Source organism: Marinobacter azerbaijanicus, assembly GCF_030250645.1.
In the GTDB taxonomy this organism is placed as follows: domain Bacteria; phylum Pseudomonadota; class Gammaproteobacteria; order Pseudomonadales; family Oleiphilaceae; genus Marinobacter; species Marinobacter azerbaijanicus.
Map to the genome: position 1 here is coordinate 705,339 of NZ_JASSVS010000001.1, position 18,689 is coordinate 724,027.

General features: G+C 56.9%; 18 protein-coding genes. 4 read left to right on the top strand and 14 right to left on the bottom strand.

From position 1 onward, the window contains the following. Positions 1-4: 4 nt before the first annotated feature. From gspD to QPM17_RS03235, 6 genes are all read right to left on the bottom strand, one after another. On the bottom strand, positions 5-1,951 hold the full coding sequence (gspD, locus tag QPM17_RS03210; RefSeq protein WP_285388679.1) for a type II secretion system secretin GspD: 1,947 nt from the start codon (positions 1,949-1,951) through the stop codon (positions 5-7). Positions 1,952-1,983: 32 nt separating this feature from the next. Further along, on the bottom strand, positions 1,984-2,847 hold the full coding sequence (locus QPM17_RS03215) for a type II secretion system protein N (protein ID WP_340365829.1): 864 nt from the start codon (positions 2,845-2,847) through the stop codon (positions 1,984-1,986). Further along, on the bottom strand, positions 2,844-3,638 hold the full coding sequence (gspN, locus tag QPM17_RS03220; protein ID WP_285388680.1) for a type II secretion system protein N: 795 nt from the start codon (positions 3,636-3,638) through the stop codon (positions 2,844-2,846). Before gspN ends, QPM17_RS03215 begins: the two co-directional genes overlap by 4 nt. Positions 3,639-3,805: 167 nt before the next feature. Then, positions 3,806-5,458, bottom strand: coding sequence for a chaperonin GroEL (gene groL, locus QPM17_RS03225; RefSeq protein WP_285388681.1), 1,653 nt, complete (start codon positions 5,456-5,458; stop codon positions 3,806-3,808). Between the two features lie 65 nt (positions 5,459-5,523). Then, a complete protein-coding gene (groES, locus tag QPM17_RS03230) occupies positions 5,524-5,811 on the bottom strand; it encodes a co-chaperone GroES (protein ID WP_007155569.1) in 288 nt (95 codons plus the stop codon). Between the two features lie 161 nt (positions 5,812-5,972). Continuing rightward, a complete protein-coding gene (locus tag QPM17_RS03235; RefSeq protein ID WP_285388683.1) occupies positions 5,973-6,533 on the bottom strand; it encodes an FxsA family protein in 561 nt (186 codons plus the stop codon). A gap of 96 nt (positions 6,534-6,629) precedes the next feature. Between QPM17_RS03235 and QPM17_RS03240 the strand changes: the two genes are divergently transcribed. Together QPM17_RS03240 and QPM17_RS03245 are read left to right on the top strand one after the other, a co-directional pair. Continuing rightward, positions 6,630-7,391 carry an SDR family oxidoreductase gene (locus QPM17_RS03240; protein WP_285388686.1) on the top strand — a complete coding sequence of 254 codons (762 nt, stop codon included), beginning with the start codon at positions 6,630-6,632 and terminating at the stop codon, positions 7,389-7,391. 266 nt (positions 7,392-7,657) lie between these two features. Further along, the gene (locus QPM17_RS03245) at positions 7,658-8,179 is read left to right on the top strand and encodes an REP-associated tyrosine transposase (protein WP_285388688.1); all 522 of its coding nucleotides are present in this window, start codon (positions 7,658-7,660) and stop codon (positions 8,177-8,179) included. Between the two features lie 114 nt (positions 8,180-8,293). Here QPM17_RS03245 and QPM17_RS03250 read toward each other — a convergent pair whose 3' ends face one another. From QPM17_RS03250 to QPM17_RS03260, 3 genes are all read right to left on the bottom strand, one after another. Then, on the bottom strand, positions 8,294-8,605 hold the full coding sequence (locus QPM17_RS03250; protein ID WP_285388691.1) for an MGMT family protein: 312 nt from the start codon (positions 8,603-8,605) through the stop codon (positions 8,294-8,296). A 298-nt stretch (positions 8,606-8,903) separates the two neighbouring features. Then, on the bottom strand, positions 8,904-10,304 hold the full coding sequence (locus QPM17_RS03255; protein ID WP_422732719.1) for an AmpG family muropeptide MFS transporter: 1,401 nt from the start codon (positions 10,302-10,304) through the stop codon (positions 8,904-8,906). A gap of 15 nt (positions 10,305-10,319) precedes the next feature. After that, complete coding sequence (locus QPM17_RS03260; protein ID WP_285388693.1) at positions 10,320-10,802, bottom strand: YajQ family cyclic di-GMP-binding protein; 483 nt, start codon at positions 10,800-10,802, stop codon at positions 10,320-10,322. A gap of 157 nt (positions 10,803-10,959) precedes the next feature. Between QPM17_RS03260 and QPM17_RS03265 the strand changes: the two genes are divergently transcribed. Together QPM17_RS03265 and QPM17_RS03270 are read left to right on the top strand one after the other, a co-directional pair. Continuing rightward, positions 10,960-11,931, top strand: a complete 972-nt coding sequence (locus QPM17_RS03265; protein ID WP_285388695.1) for a response regulator — start codon at positions 10,960-10,962, stop codon at positions 11,929-11,931. A 393-nt stretch (positions 11,932-12,324) separates the two neighbouring features. Further along, entirely contained in the window at positions 12,325-13,347 is a 1,023-nt protein-coding gene (locus tag QPM17_RS03270; protein WP_285388698.1) for an AraC family transcriptional regulator, read from the top strand. 142 nt (positions 13,348-13,489) lie between these two features. Here the strand turns inward: QPM17_RS03270 and QPM17_RS03275 are convergent, their stop codons facing one another. The 5 genes from QPM17_RS03275 to QPM17_RS03295 form a co-directional block, all read right to left on the bottom strand. After that, positions 13,490-14,701, bottom strand: coding sequence for an argininosuccinate synthase (locus QPM17_RS03275; RefSeq protein ID WP_285388700.1), 1,212 nt, complete (start codon positions 14,699-14,701; stop codon positions 13,490-13,492). Between the two features lie 75 nt (positions 14,702-14,776). Further along, positions 14,777-15,571 carry a substrate-binding periplasmic protein gene (locus QPM17_RS03280; protein WP_285388701.1) on the bottom strand — a complete coding sequence of 265 codons (795 nt, stop codon included), beginning with the start codon at positions 15,569-15,571 and terminating at the stop codon, positions 14,777-14,779. A gap of 6 nt (positions 15,572-15,577) precedes the next feature. Continuing rightward, complete coding sequence (gene fliS, locus QPM17_RS03285; RefSeq protein WP_285388702.1) at positions 15,578-15,979, bottom strand: flagellar export chaperone FliS; 402 nt, start codon at positions 15,977-15,979, stop codon at positions 15,578-15,580. Positions 15,980-16,015: 36 nt separating this feature from the next. Beyond that, positions 16,016-18,004, bottom strand: a complete 1,989-nt coding sequence (gene fliD / locus QPM17_RS03290) for a flagellar filament capping protein FliD (protein ID WP_285388704.1) — start codon at positions 18,002-18,004, stop codon at positions 16,016-16,018. 206 nt (positions 18,005-18,210) lie between these two features. Continuing rightward, on the bottom strand, positions 18,211-18,663 hold the full coding sequence (locus QPM17_RS03295; protein WP_285388706.1) for a flagellar protein FlaG: 453 nt from the start codon (positions 18,661-18,663) through the stop codon (positions 18,211-18,213). Between the last annotated feature and the right edge of the window lie 26 nt (positions 18,664-18,689).

Genomic DNA, 18,689 nt, shown 5'->3' on the forward strand with positions numbered 1-18,689 from the left:
ACAATCAGTTGGCCTGGGGCTGGAACAGGGAGTCCTTGGTAGGAGGGCTGTCCGGATCCGGCAAGCCCAGCTTTTTGCGAACCCCCAGGTTGATTTCCCAGAGGCTCTGGAACTTCTCATCCGTAGCCGCAATGGCATCGGCCTTGCCGAGCATAATGGTCGGGCGCAGGAACACCAGCAGGTTCCGCTTCACACGGCGCTCAGACTCAGACGAAAACAGACGCCCCAGAACCGGAATGTCGCCCAGCAGGGGCACTTTGCTTTTGTTGATCTGAAAATCGTCGGTAGTCAGGCCGCCAAGAACAATGGTTTCACCATCGTCGGCCAATACCGTGGTCTTGATCTCCCGCTTGTTGGTGATGATGTCCGAGGCAGACTCGACACTGTCGCCGATATTTTCGGTGGTTTGTTCAACCACCAGGCGCACGAGCCCGTCAGCGCTGATGGTTGGCGTGACTTTCAGTGTCAGGCCGATATCGCGCCGTTCAATGGTGGTGAACGGATTGGTGGTGCCATCGCCGGTAACGGTGGACTGTCCGGTCCGGAAGGGGACGTTCTGGCCGACGACGATCTCGGATTCCTGGTTATCCAGAGTAATGATACTGGGCGTGGACAACAGGTTTGCGGCGGCAGACGTGGACAGCGCCTGCAACAGGACACCCCAGGAAATACCATCCTCGTTGCGCTGACCCGCCCCCAGGGTAATACCCCCGACAGCAGGCTGGATGAACGAATCCGAAAGGATGGCACCAAGCACATCCCCAAGACTGCGGCCGACGTTATTGAAATTGGTGCCGGCCACTGGCGTGGACTCACCCGACTCATCCCCAACGGCAAGCTGAACACCCAGATCCTGACCCAGCTCATCGCTGATCTCGACAATGGCTGCTTCAATCATCACCTGGGCGCGGCGAACATCCAGAGCCTGAACGATCATCTCGGCTTCCTGCATCATTGACGGCTCACCGCGCACCACAAGCGCGTTCAGGCCCTCATCGGCAAACACCGTAAAGCCGGTACTGCGCCCACCCCCGGAGGCACCACTGCCACTGCTGCCTCCCGATGACTCCTTGGCAACCTCACCCATCACACCTTTGAGAATCTCGGTCAGGTTTTCGGCATCAGCATGGCTCAGGCGGATAACCTTGGTGGTGCCGCCAGTGGCAGAGGGCTGATCAAGTTTGGTGATCAGAGCGCGCATCTTGTCGCGGAAGGTTTCATCGCCGCGAAGAATCAGCCGGTTACTGCGCTCGTCTGCTGTCACGCTGTATTTGCGAGCCGCATTCTCTCCGCCGCTACGCCCGAGTTCATCTGGCGCCAGTTCCTGCAGCAACTCGACCATGTCACCAACCCAGGCCTCCTCAAGCTGGATCACTTCCACTTCGTATTTCGAAGGGCTATCCAGCTCCCTCACAATCTGTTCAATCCGGCGGATATTGGACGAGTGATCACTGACAATCAGGGCATTGGCAGCCGCCACACCGGCGAGATGGCCGTATTTGGCAACCAGGGGGCGGAGGATAGGCACCAGCTCCAGGGCGTTGGCGTTGTCAATCTGGATCACCCGGGTAATCAGTTGTTCCGAAGGTATCTCCGTAAATCGGTCCAGCGATTCGGCAGACTGCTTTGCATCCACCTGCTGCACCACCTTGATCACTTCCTCTCCGGGGATGGCCGTAAAGCCGTGCACCTGCAGTACCGCAAGAAACAGATCGTAAATTTCATCCTTGTTCATGGGGGCACTGGACAGCACTGTCACCTTGCCCTTTACCCGCGGGTCCACGACAAAGCTGTAACCGGTAATGTCTGCCACCTGGGTCACGAAAGCACGGATATCGGCATCCTTGAGGTTCAGCCGCCAGGTTTCTTCCTGCCCGTAGGCAACGGACATCAGGGGCAACAACAGGGCTACAACGAAAGCCCGGAATAATCTGGATCTGTGGTTAAGCATCTGGCGTTCTTATCCTGTATTGGTAAATCCGATCAGCGCCACTGTTCAGGTATGGCATAGCTTACGGTCAGAATGGATCCGTCCCGTTCAATTTCAATTTCAATTTCCAGTTGTGGCTCCGACCGCCAATTCTCAAGCAGCCCAACGTCCTGCTGAAGGTCTCCCAGGCGCTGGCCGTTGACGGCGGTGATTACATCACCGGCCCTGAGGCCGACAGCGTTCAGCATGGCGCTCGAGCCATCGTAAACATACCCCGAGCTGCCGTCATTGCCCGCCAGGCTCAGGCCATAAGGAGCCAGTGCAGCAGCCCCCTGGGACTCCAGCTGTTCCCGGGCACCACTCAGGAACTGCTCGGGGGACGTCGCTTCCGCCACTTCCTCCACGTCCTCAATCAGGTCGGATGACATCTCGTCATCAAATGTCAGGCTTTCATACTGGCCGTTCCGGCGAATCAGAACCCGGCCAGGCTCCACTTCGGAAAGCTCCGCGTTGCCTGGCAACACGTCCCCCACGCGATAATGCTCTGTTACGCCATTGCTTCCCGCCACTATAGCACCGGAGTCTTCCGGGCGCTCTGCTACCATCACACCTTCAAGCCTCAGGTTGAGCCTTGTCTCCGGCGCTGAACGGCGAACCACCTCAGCCACTCTCGCCTGTTCGGCAGACCTGCCGAAGAATTCGTAGGCCGCCATGGGCTGCAGGCGCCCGGAGGCTGCCTCCATTCCATTGCCGGCGGAGGGTGACGAAGCCATGGCAACCGGGCGCTCGTCCCACGCAATCAGCCAGGTAGTCTGTGCCAGCACCAGAGCAAGATAAACCACCAATCCGGTCAGGAGCAGATTGGCCAGCAGTCGCGGAATTCTGCGACTGCCTGACATGGACGCCAGGGCGATCACAGCACACCTCCCGGAATCAGGGGCTGCCTGACACGGAACACAACATCATCCGGTCCTGCGGAATCCGGCCAGGGCTGACCGGCCAGGTCCACCATGCGTTTGTATACCCGCAAATCCATCATGCCATTCCAGCGGATTTCGGCATTCGCCGCAGGGCCGTCACCGCCCTGCTCCTCGACCACCAGTGCAATGCCTGCGTCAGTGGTGTCGAGAGTAGCACGCATGGGGGGAAAGTCTGCCCGCCCGACGCTGTTACCCATCGGCCAGGTAACTTCACCGCCTGCCCAGCGGCCAACCCCATCCGCTGTGGTGATGCGGCCATCCTGCCACGACAGTACCAGCTGATCGATGGTGACATCCCCCTCAATGACCGCCCCACCACTGCGGCGAATAAGATCCTCAAACTCGGCCACGGCCAGCCTTCCCCTCGCATTCAGGGTACCGGCGCCCTGCAAGCCCAGACTGACCCGGCCATCCACCGAGGACTGTTCCGACGCCAATGAAAAGCTTACTGGCAACGACTGACCAGAGACCGAGGGGTAACCCAGTTGCCACTCAAGCTGAACTGGGTAACCGGCCACGACGGCATTCGCGGCACCAGACCAGGCCTTGCCATATACCTGCCTGACCTGGATTTCAGGGGGCAGCTGAACATGAGCCGAGGCCTGATGCCACAGCCATCCAGCGGGAACAAGAACCACCAGCGCAACAAGATAAATCAGTACACCGACAAGGGTCATAAGAAACAGCTTGCCGGGTCGGAGAAAAGCTTTTGCGGGGGTTTCGCTCATACAGTGTCACAAAGATAGATGGCCGGTTGCCGAGTCTAACAAAGCCATTTCGCAAGTTCATGACAAAAAAACAAAAAACCCCGCGTCAGTGTGAACCGACGCGGGGTTTTTATGGGTTTATGGGGCCATTCCTCAAAAAATGAGAAATGATCCGGGTCAGGCAGGCATTACATCATGCCGCCCATGCCTCCCATTCCGCCCATACCACCCATGTCCGGCATACCACCGCCGGAACCTTCTTCTTCAGGCTCGTCCGCAATCATCGCCTCGGTGGTGATGATCAGGGAAGCCACAGAGGCGGCTGCCTGCAGTGCAGAGCGCGTCACTTTGGCCGGGTCCAGGATGCCCATCTCGAGCATATCACCGAACTCTTCGGTAGAGGCGTTGTAGCCGTAGGAACCTTCGCCTTCCAGGATCCGGTTCACAACAACGGAGGCTTCGCCACCGGCGTTGGTTACGATCTGGCGCAGCGGAGCTTCCATGGCTCGGCGCAGGATGTTAACGCCAGCCTTCTGCTCTTCGTTGATGGCGTCTACTTTGTCCAGGGCCGCAATGGCACGGATCAGGGTGACACCGCCGCCCGGTACAATGCCTTCCTCGACCGCAGCGCGGGTGGAGTGCAGGGCGTCTTCAACGCGGGCCTTCTTCTCTTTCATTTCCACTTCGGAACCGGCGCCAACCTTGATGACGGCCACACCGCCAGCCAGCTTGGCAACACGCTCCTGCAGCTTTTCCTTGTCGTAGTCGGAAGAGCTGTCTTCGATCTGCTTGCGGATCTGCTCAACGCGGGCTTCGATATCACCCTGGGCACCAGCGCCATCGATGATGGTGGTGTTTTCCTTGGTGATGTTAACGCGCTTGGCAGTACCCAGGTCGTCCAGAGTGGTGTTCTCCAGAGTCAGGCCGACTTCCTCGGAAATCACAGTGCCACCGCTCAGGATAGCGATGTCCTGCAGCATTTCCTTACGACGGTCACCGAAGCCGGGCGCCTTCACGGCCGCCACTTTCACGATACCGCGCATGTTGTTCACAACCAGAGTTGCCAGCGCTTCGCCTTCGATGTCTTCAGCAATGATCATCAGCGGCTTGCCAGCCTTGGCAACAGATTCCAGCACCGGCAGCAGTTCGCGGATGTTGGAGATCTTCTTGTCGACCAGCAGGATGTAAGGGTCATCCAGCTCGGTGGACATGTTTTCCTGGTTGTTGATGAAGTACGGGGACAGGAAGCCACGGTCGAACTGCATGCCTTCAACCACGTCCAGCTCGTCTTCCAGGCCGCGGCCTTCCTCAACGGTAATGACGCCTTCCTTGCCAACTTTTTCCATCGCGTCTGCGATCAGCTGACCGATGGTCTCGTCGCCGTTGGCGGAGATGGTGCCTACCTGGGCAATGTTGCGGCTGTCGTCGCACGGCTTGGACAGATCACGAATGGCCTGTACTGCAGCGATGGTCGCCTTGTCGATGCCACGCTTGAGGTCCATCGGGTTCATGCCCGCGGTAACGGCCTTGATGCCTTCACGGACGATGGCCTGAGCCAGAACAGTTGCAGTGGTGGTACCGTCACCGGCGGTGTCGTTGGTCTGGGAAGCGACTTCCTTGACCATCTGGGCGCCCATATTCTCGAACTTGTCTTTCAGTTCGATTTCCTTGGCGACGGATACGCCGTCCTTGGTGACGGTCGGTGCGCCAAAGGACTTGTCCAGAACCACGTTACGGCCTTTCGGGCCGAGGGTTACCTTGACCGCGTCGGCCAGGATGTTAACGCCATGAACCATACGTTTGCGGGCGTTGTCACCGAATCTAACGTCTTTTGCTGCCATGTCTTCTATTCCTGTTCGTTAAACCCAATTCAATCGTTCAATCGGATTGCTGCGCAACCGAGTGTTTACTCGAGAACGCCGAAAATGTCGTTTTCGCTCATGATGAGCAGGTCTTCACCGTCAACCTTCACGGTATTTCCGGCGTACTGTCCAAAGACCACGGTGTCACCCACCTTGACCGCAAGAGCACGGGTCTCGCCATTGTCGAGGATACGGCCATTACCAACGGCGATCACCTCGCCCTGGGACGGCTTCTCCTTGGCATTGCCCGGCAGCACGATGCCACCAGCTGTTTTCTCTTCTTCTTCCTTACGGCGCACGACAACACGATCGTGTAGCGGACGAATTTTCATTGCTCGATATCTCCAATGTCAGGTTAGGTTTGGCAATGATGGTTGCGTTAAAAGCCGGGGCTTTTAACCAACTGTTTTACAGCGGTTATTGACCCGCAGCGAACTTGTGAGACCTATGTGGGGGTGGCGTATTCGTTTTCAATACTTGGCGAAAAAAATTTTCACTTTTTTTCCGGCGAATCGTCATCATCGTGGTCCAGACGCTGATGATCGTGCTCAGTCTCGTCCCGGTACTCCCCCTCAATGATGTCGCCATTCCGGTCAAAGGGGCCCTGACGGCCGAACGGGTTCTCACGGTTATCAAACGGACCCTGCCCCTCAAACGGCCCGCGTCGGCCGGCGGTAAAGGTAAAACTGCTGGATTGCCCGGCCACGACCATGCGTTTCAGGGCCTGAGCGGCAAGCCAGTGGCGGGAGCCGGGAATCAGGCACAGAAAGCCAATGGTGTCGGTTACGAACCCGGGGGTCAGCAGCAAAGCGCCGCCCACAGCCAGAATCAGGCCCTCAGCGACTTCCCGGGCGGGCAACTCGCCGCTGTTAAGCCTCTGGTTGGCCTTCAACAGGGTGGCGAGCCCCTGCTGACGAAGCAGTGCGGCGCCAATAATAGCCGTCAGCAATACCAGACCTATCGTATTCAGGGCCCCGATGACGGTTCCCACCTTGATGAGAATCGCCATCTCCACAATCGGCATGACGATAAATAACAAAAGAAAAACGCCCAAAAGAGCCTCCCGGGATGTGCTGTGTCTGATTGCGGCGGCGCCAAAAAGCTCTGGTATACTCGCCTCGCTTGTTCATTCATTACCTTAGGGCAAAACATGAAACTTCAAGATTCCGTGATCGCAATCACCGGTGGCGGCCAGGGATTGGGCCGTGCCATGGGCGAATATCTGGCTGCCAGAGGCGCCCGCGTGGCACTGATTGACCTCATGCCCGAGACGCTGGACGAAGCTGCTGAAGCCTGCAGAAAAGCCGGCGGAGAGGCCAGGACTTACGTATGCAACGTGGCGAAGGAAGAAGACGTGGAGAAGACGTTTGAATCCATCGTGGCGGATTTCGGGCACCTGAACGGCCTCATCAACAACGCCGGCATTCTGCGGGATGGTCTGCTGGTGAAGGTGAAGGATGGCCAGGTGGAAAAGCGCATGGAACTGTCCCAGTGGCAGGCGGTGATCGATGTGAACCTGACCGGGGTTTTCCTGTGCGGTCGTGAAGCTGCTACGCAGATGATCAGGACCGGCGACGAAGGTGTGATCATCAATATCGCCTCCATTGCCCGCGCCGGCAACATGGGCCAGAGCAACTATTCCGCCGCCAAGGCCGGCGTGTCGGCACTGGTTCCGGTCTGGGCCAAGGAACTCGCCCGCTATGGCATCCGCTGCATGGGCATCGCACCGGGATTCATCGAAACCGCAATGACCGCCTCCATGAAACCCGAAGCCCTGGAGAAAATGACCGCTGGCATCCCCCTCAAACGCATGGGCAAGCCAGAAGAAATCGCCTCCGCCGCCGCGTTCATCTTCGAGAATGACTACATGTCCGGACGCATGCTCGAGGTCGATGGCGCACTTCGCCTGTAGGTCGGATTAGGCTCAACGAGCCGTAATCCGACAACCTTAGCCTGCGGTCATTGGGGCTGGCCCGGGGGTGGAAGTATCTTTTCTTTGGAAAAAGAACTCGCTTCGCTCAGACACCTTTTTCTGGCAGAAAAGATACCCCCACCCCCGGACCGACCAGACTTTGCTGGTAACGTTGACAATTGTCGGATTAGGCAAAGCCGTAATCCGACAATTCCCGAAGACAACCACCAAAAATCCAAAAACACCACCAACCCATACAAGGACGTATGATGAACTACCGCCGCAACCGCCATCCTGGCGGCACCTACTTCTTCACCGTTGTAACCGCCAACCGCACCCCACTCTTCAACAACCCCACCGCCGTCCAACGCCTGAGAACCACTCTCCGGTCGGTAATCAACCGCCACCCCTTCACCATAGACGCCATGGTCGTCCTCCCCGACCACATCCACTGCATCTGGACTCTGCCGGCAGGCGACACCAACTACTCAACTCGGTGGCGCCTGATCAAAGGGGGATTCACCAACAGCTTTCACCGGCATTCACAGGATAAAACCGGCAGGTCAAAATCACTTTGGCAAAAACGCTACTGGGAACACACCATCCGGGACGAAAACGACTTCAACCGGCATGTTGACTATGTCCATTACAACCCAGTGAAACACGGCTATGTGGCACGTGCCGTTGACTGGCCGTATTCCAGTTTTCATCGGTTTGTGAGGAAGGGGATTTTGCCGGTGGATTGGGGGATTGACGAAGCAGAGCTTGAGGGGATTGGGAGCGAGTAAGCCTGTGAGTTGTCGGATTACGCTTCGCTAATCCGACCTACATGAATCCATTGCGGTAGGTCGGATTAGGCCCAACGGGCCGTAATCCGACATCAACCCGATCACCCCCCAAACCTACGGCCGCCACCCAAACTCACGCATCGAAACCCGACCATCAACAACCACAACCCCCTCCTCCCGCAAACTCTGAGCCTGAACCTCAAACGCCTCACTCCCAATGGGAAAGGCAATCTGCCCATTGCTTCGGATCACCCGATACCAAGGAATGGAATGGCCTTCAGGTAACTTGCCCAGGGCCCTGCCAATGTACCGGGCCTGTCGCCCAAGGCCCGCCATATCGGCGACCTGGCCGTAACTCGCCACCCGGCCGGCGGGGATGGCGGCGACGACTTGCCAGATTTTCTGGTCTTTTGTGGGTTCGGTCATAGGGTTTTGGAGTTTGGTTTAGGTTTGGGTTGTCGGATTACGGCTACGCCTAATCCGACCTACGACTCCGCAGGCCAATACTTCCCACGTAGGTCGGATTAGGCAAAGCCGTAATCCGACAAATACCAACGTTACCCGCAAAGCCGGAATCGGCCCGGGGGTGGGGGTACCTTTTCTGCCAGAAAAAGATGTCTGAGCGAAGCGAGTTCTTTTTCCAAAGAACAGGTACCCCCACCGCCGGGCCAGCCACCGAAGCCATCAGGCTATCAGACAGATGTCGGATTACGGCCCTTTGGGCCTAATCCGACCTACGGGGTTCTTCCTCGGCTTCTTCGTTACGGGGCGCCAGGGCATCCAGGCGTTCACCCTGGCGGATCATGAACCAGGCTAGCAGTATGGCGGGTATGCCCATCAGTCCCGCCACCAGGAAAAACTCACCGTACCCGAAGCCGGCCACCACGATGCCGGAGAAGCCGCCAATGAATTTACCGGGCAACGTCATCAGTGAGCTGAACAGCGCGTACTGGGTTGCCGTGAAAGCGGCACTGGTCATGCTCGACAGCCAGGCGATCAGTGCCACGTTGGCGATGCCGCCGCTGAGGTTATCGGCACTGACCACCAGCGCCAGGGTGGCAATGTTAGGCGGGTACTGCGCCAGAACCACAAACAACAGGTTGGTGGCCGCCGTCATGATGGCGCCGGTGAGCAATATCTTGCGAACACCATAGCGCACCACCATTACACCGCCTATCAGGGAGCCGGCGATGGTCATGAAGAAGCCGAAGATCTTGGTCACGTCCGCCACCTGGGTTTTGGAGAAGCCCATAAAGTCCAGATAGAAGGGATTGGCCATCACGCCCATGGCAATATCGGATATGCGGTACACCGCCACCATCACCAGAATCAGGACCGCCAGTTCCTTGTAACGCCGGAAGAAATCAAGAAACGGCCCTGCCACTGCCGCATAGAACCAGCCAATAAACCTCGCCAGCCGTGGGTTCAGGTGGGTTCGTTTGCTGGCCTCGTGTTCGATCTTGTCAGCAATGTCCTGGGCAGCGGCGAAGTGATTGACCGCGGGCTCCCGCACAATCAGCACGGTCGCCATACCCACGCCCACCAGCAATGCCATTACTTCGTAGGAAACCTGCCAGGACCAGAATTCCGCCAGGTAGAGAGCGCCGGCTCCGGCCACCAGCAATGCCAGGCGATAGCCAAATATATAGGTGGCAGCCAGCGCCGCCTGCAGGCGCTCCTCCGCAATCTCGATCCGGTAGGCATCAATCGCCACGTCCTGGGTAGCGGAAGAGAAGGCAACCAACAGGCCGCAAAGCGCCATCATTTCCGGCGCAACGGTGGCATTCACGTGGGCCATCAGGTACAGGCCGGTGGCGATGCCTGCCTGCGCCAGCAGTATCCAGCTACGCCGCTTGCCGAGAAGTCTATCCAGGAGGGGCAGCTTTACCCGGTCGACCACCGGGGCCCAGAACACCTTGATGGAATAGGTAATCCCCAGCCAGCTGAAAAACCCGATAGTGGCCGTTTCCACCCCGACATCCGCCAGCCGCGCATTCAGCGTGGAGAAGACCAGCAGGAATGGCAGGCCTGCGGAAAAGCCCAGGAACAGAAGCGCAATAACCTGCCAGCGGGTGTAGGTGTAAACAGTTTCCCTGAGCAGCGCCAGGTTGGTGCCGGATAAGATGGCTCAGCCCCCGGGTCAGTCGCGGAAATTGTTGAATTGCAGCGGGATATCCAGCTCGGCTTCCTTCAACAGCGCAATCGCCGTCTGCAGGTCGTCACGCTTCTTACCTTTTACCCGGACCTTGTCACCTTCAATGCTGGCCTGAACCTTCAGCTTGCCATCCTTGATCATCTTGACGATCTTCTTGGCCATATCGGTCTCGATGCCCTGCTTCAGCTGCAGGTGCTGTTTGACCAGTTTGCCGGACTTGCTCTCGCCATTTTCAGCCAATGCCCGGGCATCAATATCACGCTTGGCAAAGGCCATTCTCAGCATGTCCATCAACTGTTCCAGCTGGAACTCCTGCTCGGCGCTGATGGTAATGCCCTTGTCGTCGAGTTCGATATCCGCTTCCACGTTCTTGAAGTCCCAGCGGTTGCCCAGCTCGCGCTTGGCCTGGTCCACCGCATTGGTGACTTCGTGCATGTCGATTTCAGAAACGATGTCAAAAGAAGGCATGATGTGTTCTCACTTTTTACATTTATCCACGTCAGGGCACGCACAAAACGCTATACTGATGCCCTTCTCGTTGCACTCTGGTTTTATAAGGTGCCAAAGCATACCAAGACCGGGGCGGCACCGCATCTGACAATGGACTGGTGAGTAGTAGATAACAATGCCAAATCTTGACCTTCCCATTCTCGTGGTAGACGACGCCAAATTCAGCAGCATGGTGGTGGGCCGCACCCTCCGCAATGCAGGATACCGTGACGTACGAATCGCTAACAATGCACCCGCCGCCCTGGAGTTTATCGACCAGCGCCCGGTGAGCGTACTGATCGCTGACTGGCTGATGCCGGAGATGGACGGGCTGGAACTGACTGACCAGGTTCGCCAGCAGGACGAGCAGAACAATCACTACACCTATGTGATCCTGCTTACCGCCCGCGAGAGTGTCGAGGCCCTGTCAGAAGCCTTCGACCGCGGTGTGGACGACTTCATCTACAAGTCGGACATGACCAAACAGCTGATCCCCCGGATCTTCGCGGCCGACCGTATGGCGGATCGCCAGAACACCCTGCTGAAAGCCAATTCCCTGCTGATCGAAAACAACCGGGAACTGGAAAACAGCAGCATCATCGATCTGGAAACCGGCCTGTGCAACAACCGCTACTCCCGTGACAAGCTTGGCAAGTGTTTACGCCAGGCTGAATCCAGGGGTGGAACCTCTGCCTATGTACTGTGCGGCATCCGCAACTGGCAGGATCTCAAACGCAAGCATGCCCCTTCAGTGATGAGCGAACTGGCCGTGGGCATTGCCCGCCGCCTCAGCCACCTGATCCGGCCCATGGATTCCCTGTGCCGTGTGGGCGACAACCAGTACGCCATCATTGCCCACTTCCCCAACAGCGACCACTGCTCCACAACCGCCTTCCGGCGCGTGTTCGACGGCATCAACCACAAGGCCCTGAAGACCACGGCGGGTTATATTTCCGTCGAGGCGGGAATGGTGCTTTGCCGGGCCGATGCACAGCATGGCACGCCTTCTGTACAGGAGATGGAGCGGGCGGCGGTTCAGGGATTGGTGGATGCGTATGAGACGCGGCGGTTTACGGAGACGAGGCCGGAGATTGGGGAGAAAGTTTGAATCGGGTTGTCGGATTACGCTTCGCTAATCCGACCTACATCCCATGTTGAAGTTCTTGCCACCCGTAGGTCGGATTAGCGAAGCGTAATCCGACAACATGATCCACTTGCTCCCCCTACTCTGAATACACATTCAGTAACACTGCGACACACATCACAAACAGACTTCCCCCGCCGAAAGCCCTATTCTGAAATTGTGGATTTAAGCAGTATCCCCCATGGCGGAGGAGCCGAGTTGTACCTCCGCCGCCAAATGGGGAAAGTCCGCAGAATTAACGAATTTTTCAGGCACTTTCGTTCTTTCCTTGTTTTTAAGCCAGCTTTTTAGCTGGCTTTTTTCATTTCAAACTCCGGTATACTTCTGTCAACAACCACCCAAGAAGTTGCCGTAACCATGAAGACCCTCGGAACCGCCTCTGTTGCCGCCCTCAGACAATACGTTCGCGCCGCCGACGCCCGTGGCATTGATACCGTTCTGCTATTCAAAAAAGCCGGGCTCGATTCATCGATTCTCAAAACCGATGACGGGCGTTTAAACGGGGAACAGTTCCAGGCGTTTATCCGGCTTTTGGTAGAGGAAACCAACAGCCCCATTCTAGGCCTGGAAACCGGTGATTTCGTACAGCCCGGCTCCTACAGCGTTCTCGGGTACATCACCATGAGCTCCGCCACACTGGGCGAGGCCGTGGCGCGTATTGCCCCATTCGAAAAACTGGTCGGTGATATGGGCACCACACAACTGGCGGGCAACGGTAATCACATCAAACTGGTCTGGGCCTGCAACTACACCGACCCGGTCGTCCGGCCCCACATGGTGGATAACGTCTTTGCCTCCTGGATCAACTACGCCCGCTGGCTGGCGGACAACACCACCGCCTCCCCGGTGGAAGTGCTCCTGGAACACCCCTCTCCCGGACCGGAACTGGAAAGCGCCTACAGCGAACGCTGGGGCTGCCCGGTCCGATTCCGTGCCGGTGAAGACGCGATCGTGCTGCACAAAGACCTGCTGAATACCCCCTTGCGCCAGCCCGACCCGCTGCTGAGGAAAACACTGGAAGCCCACGCCCTGAGCCAACTCGCCACCCTGGAAACCGACACCGCCCTCACCCACAGGGTCAAAAACAGCATCCGCAAACAGCTCATGCACGGCATCACCCGCCAGGACATGGTCGCCGACCACCTGGGCATGACCAGCCGCACACTACAGCGCAAGCTCAGCCAGGAAGGGGTTTCCTATCAGCAACTACTGGACGAGGTCAGACAAGCCATGGCCGAGGATTTTCTGGCCAACAGCGACCTGGGAATACCGGAAATAGCGTTGAGGTTGGGATACAGCGAAACAACATCGTTCCACAGGAAGTTCAAAGCAGAAACGGGAAAGACCCCAGGTGAGTTCCGTCAGTTAAAAGAGGAATAGAGCAAAGCCGGAACGAGCAGGGCCGGTACAGGTTCCCAGAAACGTGGAGCGCCAAGGATGGCGCGACCGAGCCCTACATGGATGTATTCACGGGCGTTTTCTGGGAACCTGTACCGGCCTTGCTCAGGCACAAATCCAGACTTTAAAGCTTACGCCCCTTGCCAGCCGCAATCCGCAGGCGCAATGCATTCAGCTTGATAAAGCCTTCCGCATCCTTCTGGTCATACGCCCCCTGATCTTCCTCAAAGGTCGCAATCTTCTCATCAAAGAGCGAATCGTCAGACTTCCGCCCGACCACATCCACATTGCCCTTATAGAGCTTCAGACGCACGGTACCATTCACATAGTTCTGGGTCTGATCAATCAATGCCTGCAGCGCCTCACGCTCCGGCGACCACCAGTAACCGTTGTAAATCACCTCCGCATAACGCGGCATGATGCTGTCCTTCAGGTGCGCCACTTCGCGGTCCAGAGTAATGGACTCAATGGCACGGTGGGCACGCAACATCACGGTACCGCCCGGAGTTTCGTAACAGCCACGGGACTTCATGCCCACATAACGGTTCTCAACGATATCCAGCCGGCCAATACCGTTATCACCCGCCAGCTTGTTCAGGGTCTCCAGCACAACATGAGGCTTCATCTCCTGACCATCGATGGCCACGATGTCGCCTTTCTTGTAGGTCACCTCAACGTAAGTCGGCGTGTCCGGAGCTGCTTCCGGAGACACACTCCAGCGCCACATGTCTTCCTCGGCTTCCGCCCAGGGATCTTCCAGGTTCATGCCTTCGTAGGAAATGTGCAGCAGGTTGGCGTCCATGGAGTAAGGGGACTTGCCCTTTTTCTTCTCCACCGGAATGTTGCGCTCGTCACAATAGGCCAGCAGCTTCTCGCGGGAGTTCAGATCCCACTCGCGCCAGGGAGCAATTACCTTCACACCCGGCTTCAGGGCATAGGCGCCCAGCTCGAAGCGAACCTGGTCGTTGCCCTTGCCGGTCGCGCCGTGGGAAATGGCATCGGCGCCGGTTTCATTGGCAATCTCGATCAGGCGACGGGAGATCAGCGGGCGTGCGATGGACGTACCCAGCAGGTACTCCCCCTCATAGATGGTATTGGCGCGGAACATCGGGAACACGTAATCCCGCACGAACTCCTCGCGCAGGTCCTCGATGTAGATTTCATTAACGCCCAACGCCTTGGCCTTCTCGCGCGCCGGTTCCACTTCCTCGCCCTGGCCGATGTCGGCGGTAAAGGTTACCACCTCACACTCATAGGTATCCTGCAACCAGCGAACGATTACCGAGGTATCCAGGCCACCGGAATAGGCCAGCACCACCTTTTTAATATCAGACATGCCCTTGCTCCAGACTGAACAGAATGGATGTATCGAAAATAAGCCGCATATTGTACGGGACAGCGGGGGGAATGGCTATTGAGAGGAAAGGAGGGTTTTGGGTTGGCCTGCGTTTATGGCCCTACCATAGAAAATCCGGTGGAGCTCACCATCGGCTTCCATCTGCTGAACAGCCTCGCTGAACCTGCTCGCTGCCTCAGGCCGGCTTGCGGCCCGGGACATATAGAGCGTGCCCACCTGACCAGGCACATGTTCATGATATCGCAACAGGTCCCGGTTCAGGTTCAGTGACGACAGGGTACGGTAGATGTTGTGATCACTGGCGAGTATCGCTGAAATCCGCCCAAGGGAAAGCAACTCCACCGCCTGACTGATGGCGGTCACCGGCACCTTCACAACGTCCGCATCCCGCTCAAAAGCCTCCCCGAGATACGTCCCCCGAATATACGCCACACGCCTTCCTTTCAACTCACTCAGCGTGAGCGGGTACTCAGACTCGGCCATTGCGGCCAGCAGAATATTCACCCGGGTCACAGATATGACATTGATTGCCTCAACATCCAGTTGCGGATTCTGGAACAGAATGGTGAAATTCGCAGTCCCATTGCGAAGCTCCACAATGGCTCGTCTCTGTGGCCTTAGCCTGGGAACAACAGGAATACCGGTCAATTCAGAAAGCCTCTCGGCGACCTCGACAAGGCTGCCCTGAGGCTCGCCGTTATCGCCCTCGTAGGCCCAGGGCCAGACATCGGGGATAGCAAAGGTAACAACTTCCTCCTCCACCCCTGCTGCAGAGACGGAAGGAAGACCTGCGATCAGAGTCGCAACCAGAATGCATCCGGCAATCAGAACCGGAAACCGGGTAACCAAACCGAATCACACAGCCTGCTGTTGCAGCGAAGTAGCCTCTTCGCGGATGCCGTCCCAGCCATCCTTGATGGAACGGAGCAGGTCAGCTACTTCATCAAGCTTGGCAACGTCATTTTTGGCGTTCGCCTCGAACAGTGTACGCTCCATGTAGTCATAGAGTGACTCCAGGCGCACCGCCAGATCGCCTCCTTTCTCGAAATCCAGGAAGCCACGCAGGCCTCCGATGATTTCGACAGCCTTGGAGATCAGCTTCCCTTTGCCCTCGAAGTCCTTCGCCTGCATCCTGGCCTTGGCCATGTTGATGCGCTCAAGGGCTCCGTTATAAAGCAGTTGGATCAATTTGTGTGGGTCCGCATCGGTGATGCTTGTTTGGGTATTAACGCGCTGGTATGCCTGTAAACCGTTCATAGGTGACCTCTTTGTTCACTCTTCAAGCAATAATTATCAATTATTACTGCGATTATTCTGTGGCGCCAATGCTGCAAGCTGCTGGGTGACATAGTCCCGAGTGCTGTTCAGTTGTGATATCAGCGAATCCGCAGCTGAAAACTGGCTGACCAGGCGCTCGCGATAAGACTCAATCCGCTCTTCAAGCCGGACCCGATTCTCCTGGATCTGCTCCAGTTCCCGGTTCAGGCTGTCAGTCCTGGACTCGAGGGCTCCATCGGCGCCGACAAAATTGGAAACCAGGTTAACAGTGCGCTCGGCCACACCTTCAATAAAGGTGATAGATCCTCGACTGCCCGTTGCATCGCCGAGAATCCGAGCCTGCAGGCCCGAAGCATCGCCATTCCCACTACTGAGGAATAGTACCTGCCCGTCACCTTCCGCTGCACGGCCGTCAATCGTGCCGGCAACATCCACACCTGCAGTATTGGTAACCGAATCCAGTCCAAAGGTGGCGGCATTTTCCGCAGAAGTAAGAGAGACCACAGAGTCACTACCATACTTCGACGAGGTGAAGCTCAGATTGCCGCTCCCATCAAGCTCAGCCTTCACAGACGTGCCCGCAGCATTGAGAGCATTATTGGCGTTAAGCTGAGACTGAATCTCATCCACCAGATCCTGGGCGGTTGTGTAGGTCTGTTGGGTCAGCTGCAGGCTGACAGACGTTTCACCGTTGAGCTGCAATGTCAGTTCGTCATTACTGCCATCAATCACAATGCCGTCAGCCAGGGCACTATTGGCGAGAAGGTTTCCCTGAGAGGCTGCCTGTGTGACGTTAATGTCATAGGTACCCGGCTGAGTGGCGGTGCCGCTACGAACAAACTCTACCTGGCTATCAGTTGCACGCCCCTGCTCTGCAAACAGCGCGGTAACATCGTCCGGATTGTTCTTGAGCTGCTCCTCAAATTTCGTCCGGTCAAACTCAAGCCCGCCAGTTTCAAAATTGGTAGTGATACCAACATCCGCGAGGCTCCGAACACTGGAGTTTTCAAGGCCGGGTACAACACGGGTCAATACCTGGCGCAACTGGTTCTGGATGCCACGAACAGTACTGTCACCGGTAAGCAAGCTTCCTCTACCGGCTTCTGCATTAAAGCCTGCAAGGCTATCGATCGTTGACTGCAGAGAGTTGAACTTATCAACAAACCCCTGAACCCGATCTGCCACCGCTCCCAGATCCTGCTCCACCTTAATGGTAGAGGTACCGGTACCCGTAATGTCGAAGGTCAGGCCATCGATGACATTCTCAAAACTGTTGGTCGAACGAGTAATCTCGACCCCATTGATCTTCATCACCGCATCGGTGGCGGCAATTGTCTGCTGCAGCCCCGCACCAGCATCCATTCCGCTGTTAAAAGCAAAACGGGAGAGGCCCTCAGCATCCGTATCCGTGCCACCCGAATCGCCGGACACCGAAATACTGACAGCATTGGCGGTTCCTGTTTCATCGGCAGACAGGACCAACTGGAACCCGCTACCAGTATCGATCACACCTGCCGACACACCCGCATCGGAGTCGTTGATGGCATTCGCAAGCCCTTGCAGGGTATCGTTGCTGCTGTCGATGGTGACATTGGTTATCTTATCCCCAACATTAAGCGTCAGAGTACCCTGGCCCACACTGGTCGAATCACGATCGTCAAATACATCGTTGGAAGCCAATGCCTGGGCACTGGCCAGGCTGGTCACATCCACACTATAGGTGCCACGGTTAGCCTTGGCGCTGTCAACCGACACGCCAATCGCTTCGTTGGATGAGGACGCAGAAAAGGCCTTCAGGTTATCCGGTGCGCTGAGTTGACGCATGGGCAGGCGCAGCTCGGTTACAGCACTGCGAAGCTTGCCATAGGCAGACAAAAGCGCCTCTGTCTGCTCAGTCTTCTGCGTCAGGCGGTTCTCAGTCGGTTTGCGCTCGGCAGCAACCAACTGATCCACCAGATCAGAGGTCAGAACGCCGGAACCAATGCCTAATGATGAAATTGACATAACCCTGTCTCCTCAAGGGAGCGAAAATCGCTTCTGTACAGTTTATCGGCAAAAGGCGGCAAAACTTTGCCCTTTCTCCCTGCCTTTTTGTAACACCACGTAACTAACCTATTAACTTCCCCAAAACGCAGAACACCGCCGGCCCTTCTCAGGTGCGGCGGTGCTGAAATCCCGTCATTCACATCAGCTATAAAAGCGGCAAGCCCTCACACCTTGATGTTAAACAACGTCAGCGGTTCATCCTGCTGCAAATTCTCTGCCAACCTCAATGCAACCTCATCCGGAATCTGCCGGATCACTTCCCGGGTAGACTGATCGACCACTTTTACGATCGTCTGCCCCAAGTCATTATCCACCTCAAACTGCAGATCCCGCTGGACGTTCTGAACAAAGTCGTTCAGTTGCGACACCGCGTCATCCAGTTGCTCCCGCTGGACTTCGTTGCGCTTCTCAAGCCGCTCGGCTTTCGAAGGCTGCTCAGCCTGATTGGGGGCCTGACTGGGAGACTGCGCACGGTCCGCACGGCCAGCCGATGAAGGTGCAACCTGGGCTGAGGCATTCCTGCCTTCGGCCTGAGATGACGACATTGCCCTTACCGGTGTCTGATCACTGGAGCGAACCAGCTTGAGATCCGGGCTGTTCAGGTTAACGTCATTCATAGCTCACCTCGCTATCCTCAAACGGC

Coding starts and splice junctions, on each gene's coding strand:
- groL (WP_285388681.1), bottom strand. CDS start 5,458: ATGGCAGCAAAAGACGTTAGATTCGGTGACAACGCCCGCAAACGTATG.
- QPM17_RS03260 (WP_285388693.1), bottom strand. CDS start 10,802: ATGCCTTCTTTTGACATCGTTTCTGAAATCGACATGCACGAAGTCACC.
- QPM17_RS03240 (WP_285388686.1), top strand. CDS start 6,630: ATGAAACTTCAAGATTCCGTGATCGCAATCACCGGTGGCGGCCAGGGA.
- QPM17_RS03295 (WP_285388706.1), bottom strand. CDS start 18,663: ATGAATGACGTTAACCTGAACAGCCCGGATCTCAAGCTGGTTCGCTCC.
- QPM17_RS03245 (WP_285388688.1), top strand. CDS start 7,658: ATGATGAACTACCGCCGCAACCGCCATCCTGGCGGCACCTACTTCTTC.
- fliD (WP_285388704.1), bottom strand. CDS start 18,004: ATGTCAATTTCATCATTAGGCATTGGTTCCGGCGTTCTGACCTCTGAT.
- QPM17_RS03265 (WP_285388695.1), top strand. CDS start 10,960: ATGCCAAATCTTGACCTTCCCATTCTCGTGGTAGACGACGCCAAATTC.
- groES (WP_007155569.1), bottom strand. CDS start 5,811: ATGAAAATTCGTCCGCTACACGATCGTGTTGTCGTGCGCCGTAAGGAA.
- fliS (WP_285388702.1), bottom strand. CDS start 15,979: ATGAACGGTTTACAGGCATACCAGCGCGTTAATACCCAAACAAGCATC.
- gspN (WP_285388680.1), bottom strand. CDS start 3,638: ATGAGCGAAACCCCCGCAAAAGCTTTTCTCCGACCCGGCAAGCTGTTT.
- QPM17_RS03250 (WP_285388691.1), bottom strand. CDS start 8,605: ATGACCGAACCCACAAAAGACCAGAAAATCTGGCAAGTCGTCGCCGCC.
- gspD (WP_285388679.1), bottom strand. CDS start 1,951: ATGCTTAACCACAGATCCAGATTATTCCGGGCTTTCGTTGTAGCCCTG.
- QPM17_RS03275 (WP_285388700.1), bottom strand. CDS start 14,701: ATGTCTGATATTAAAAAGGTGGTGCTGGCCTATTCCGGTGGCCTGGAT.
- QPM17_RS03270 (WP_285388698.1), top strand. CDS start 12,325: ATGAAGACCCTCGGAACCGCCTCTGTTGCCGCCCTCAGACAATACGTT.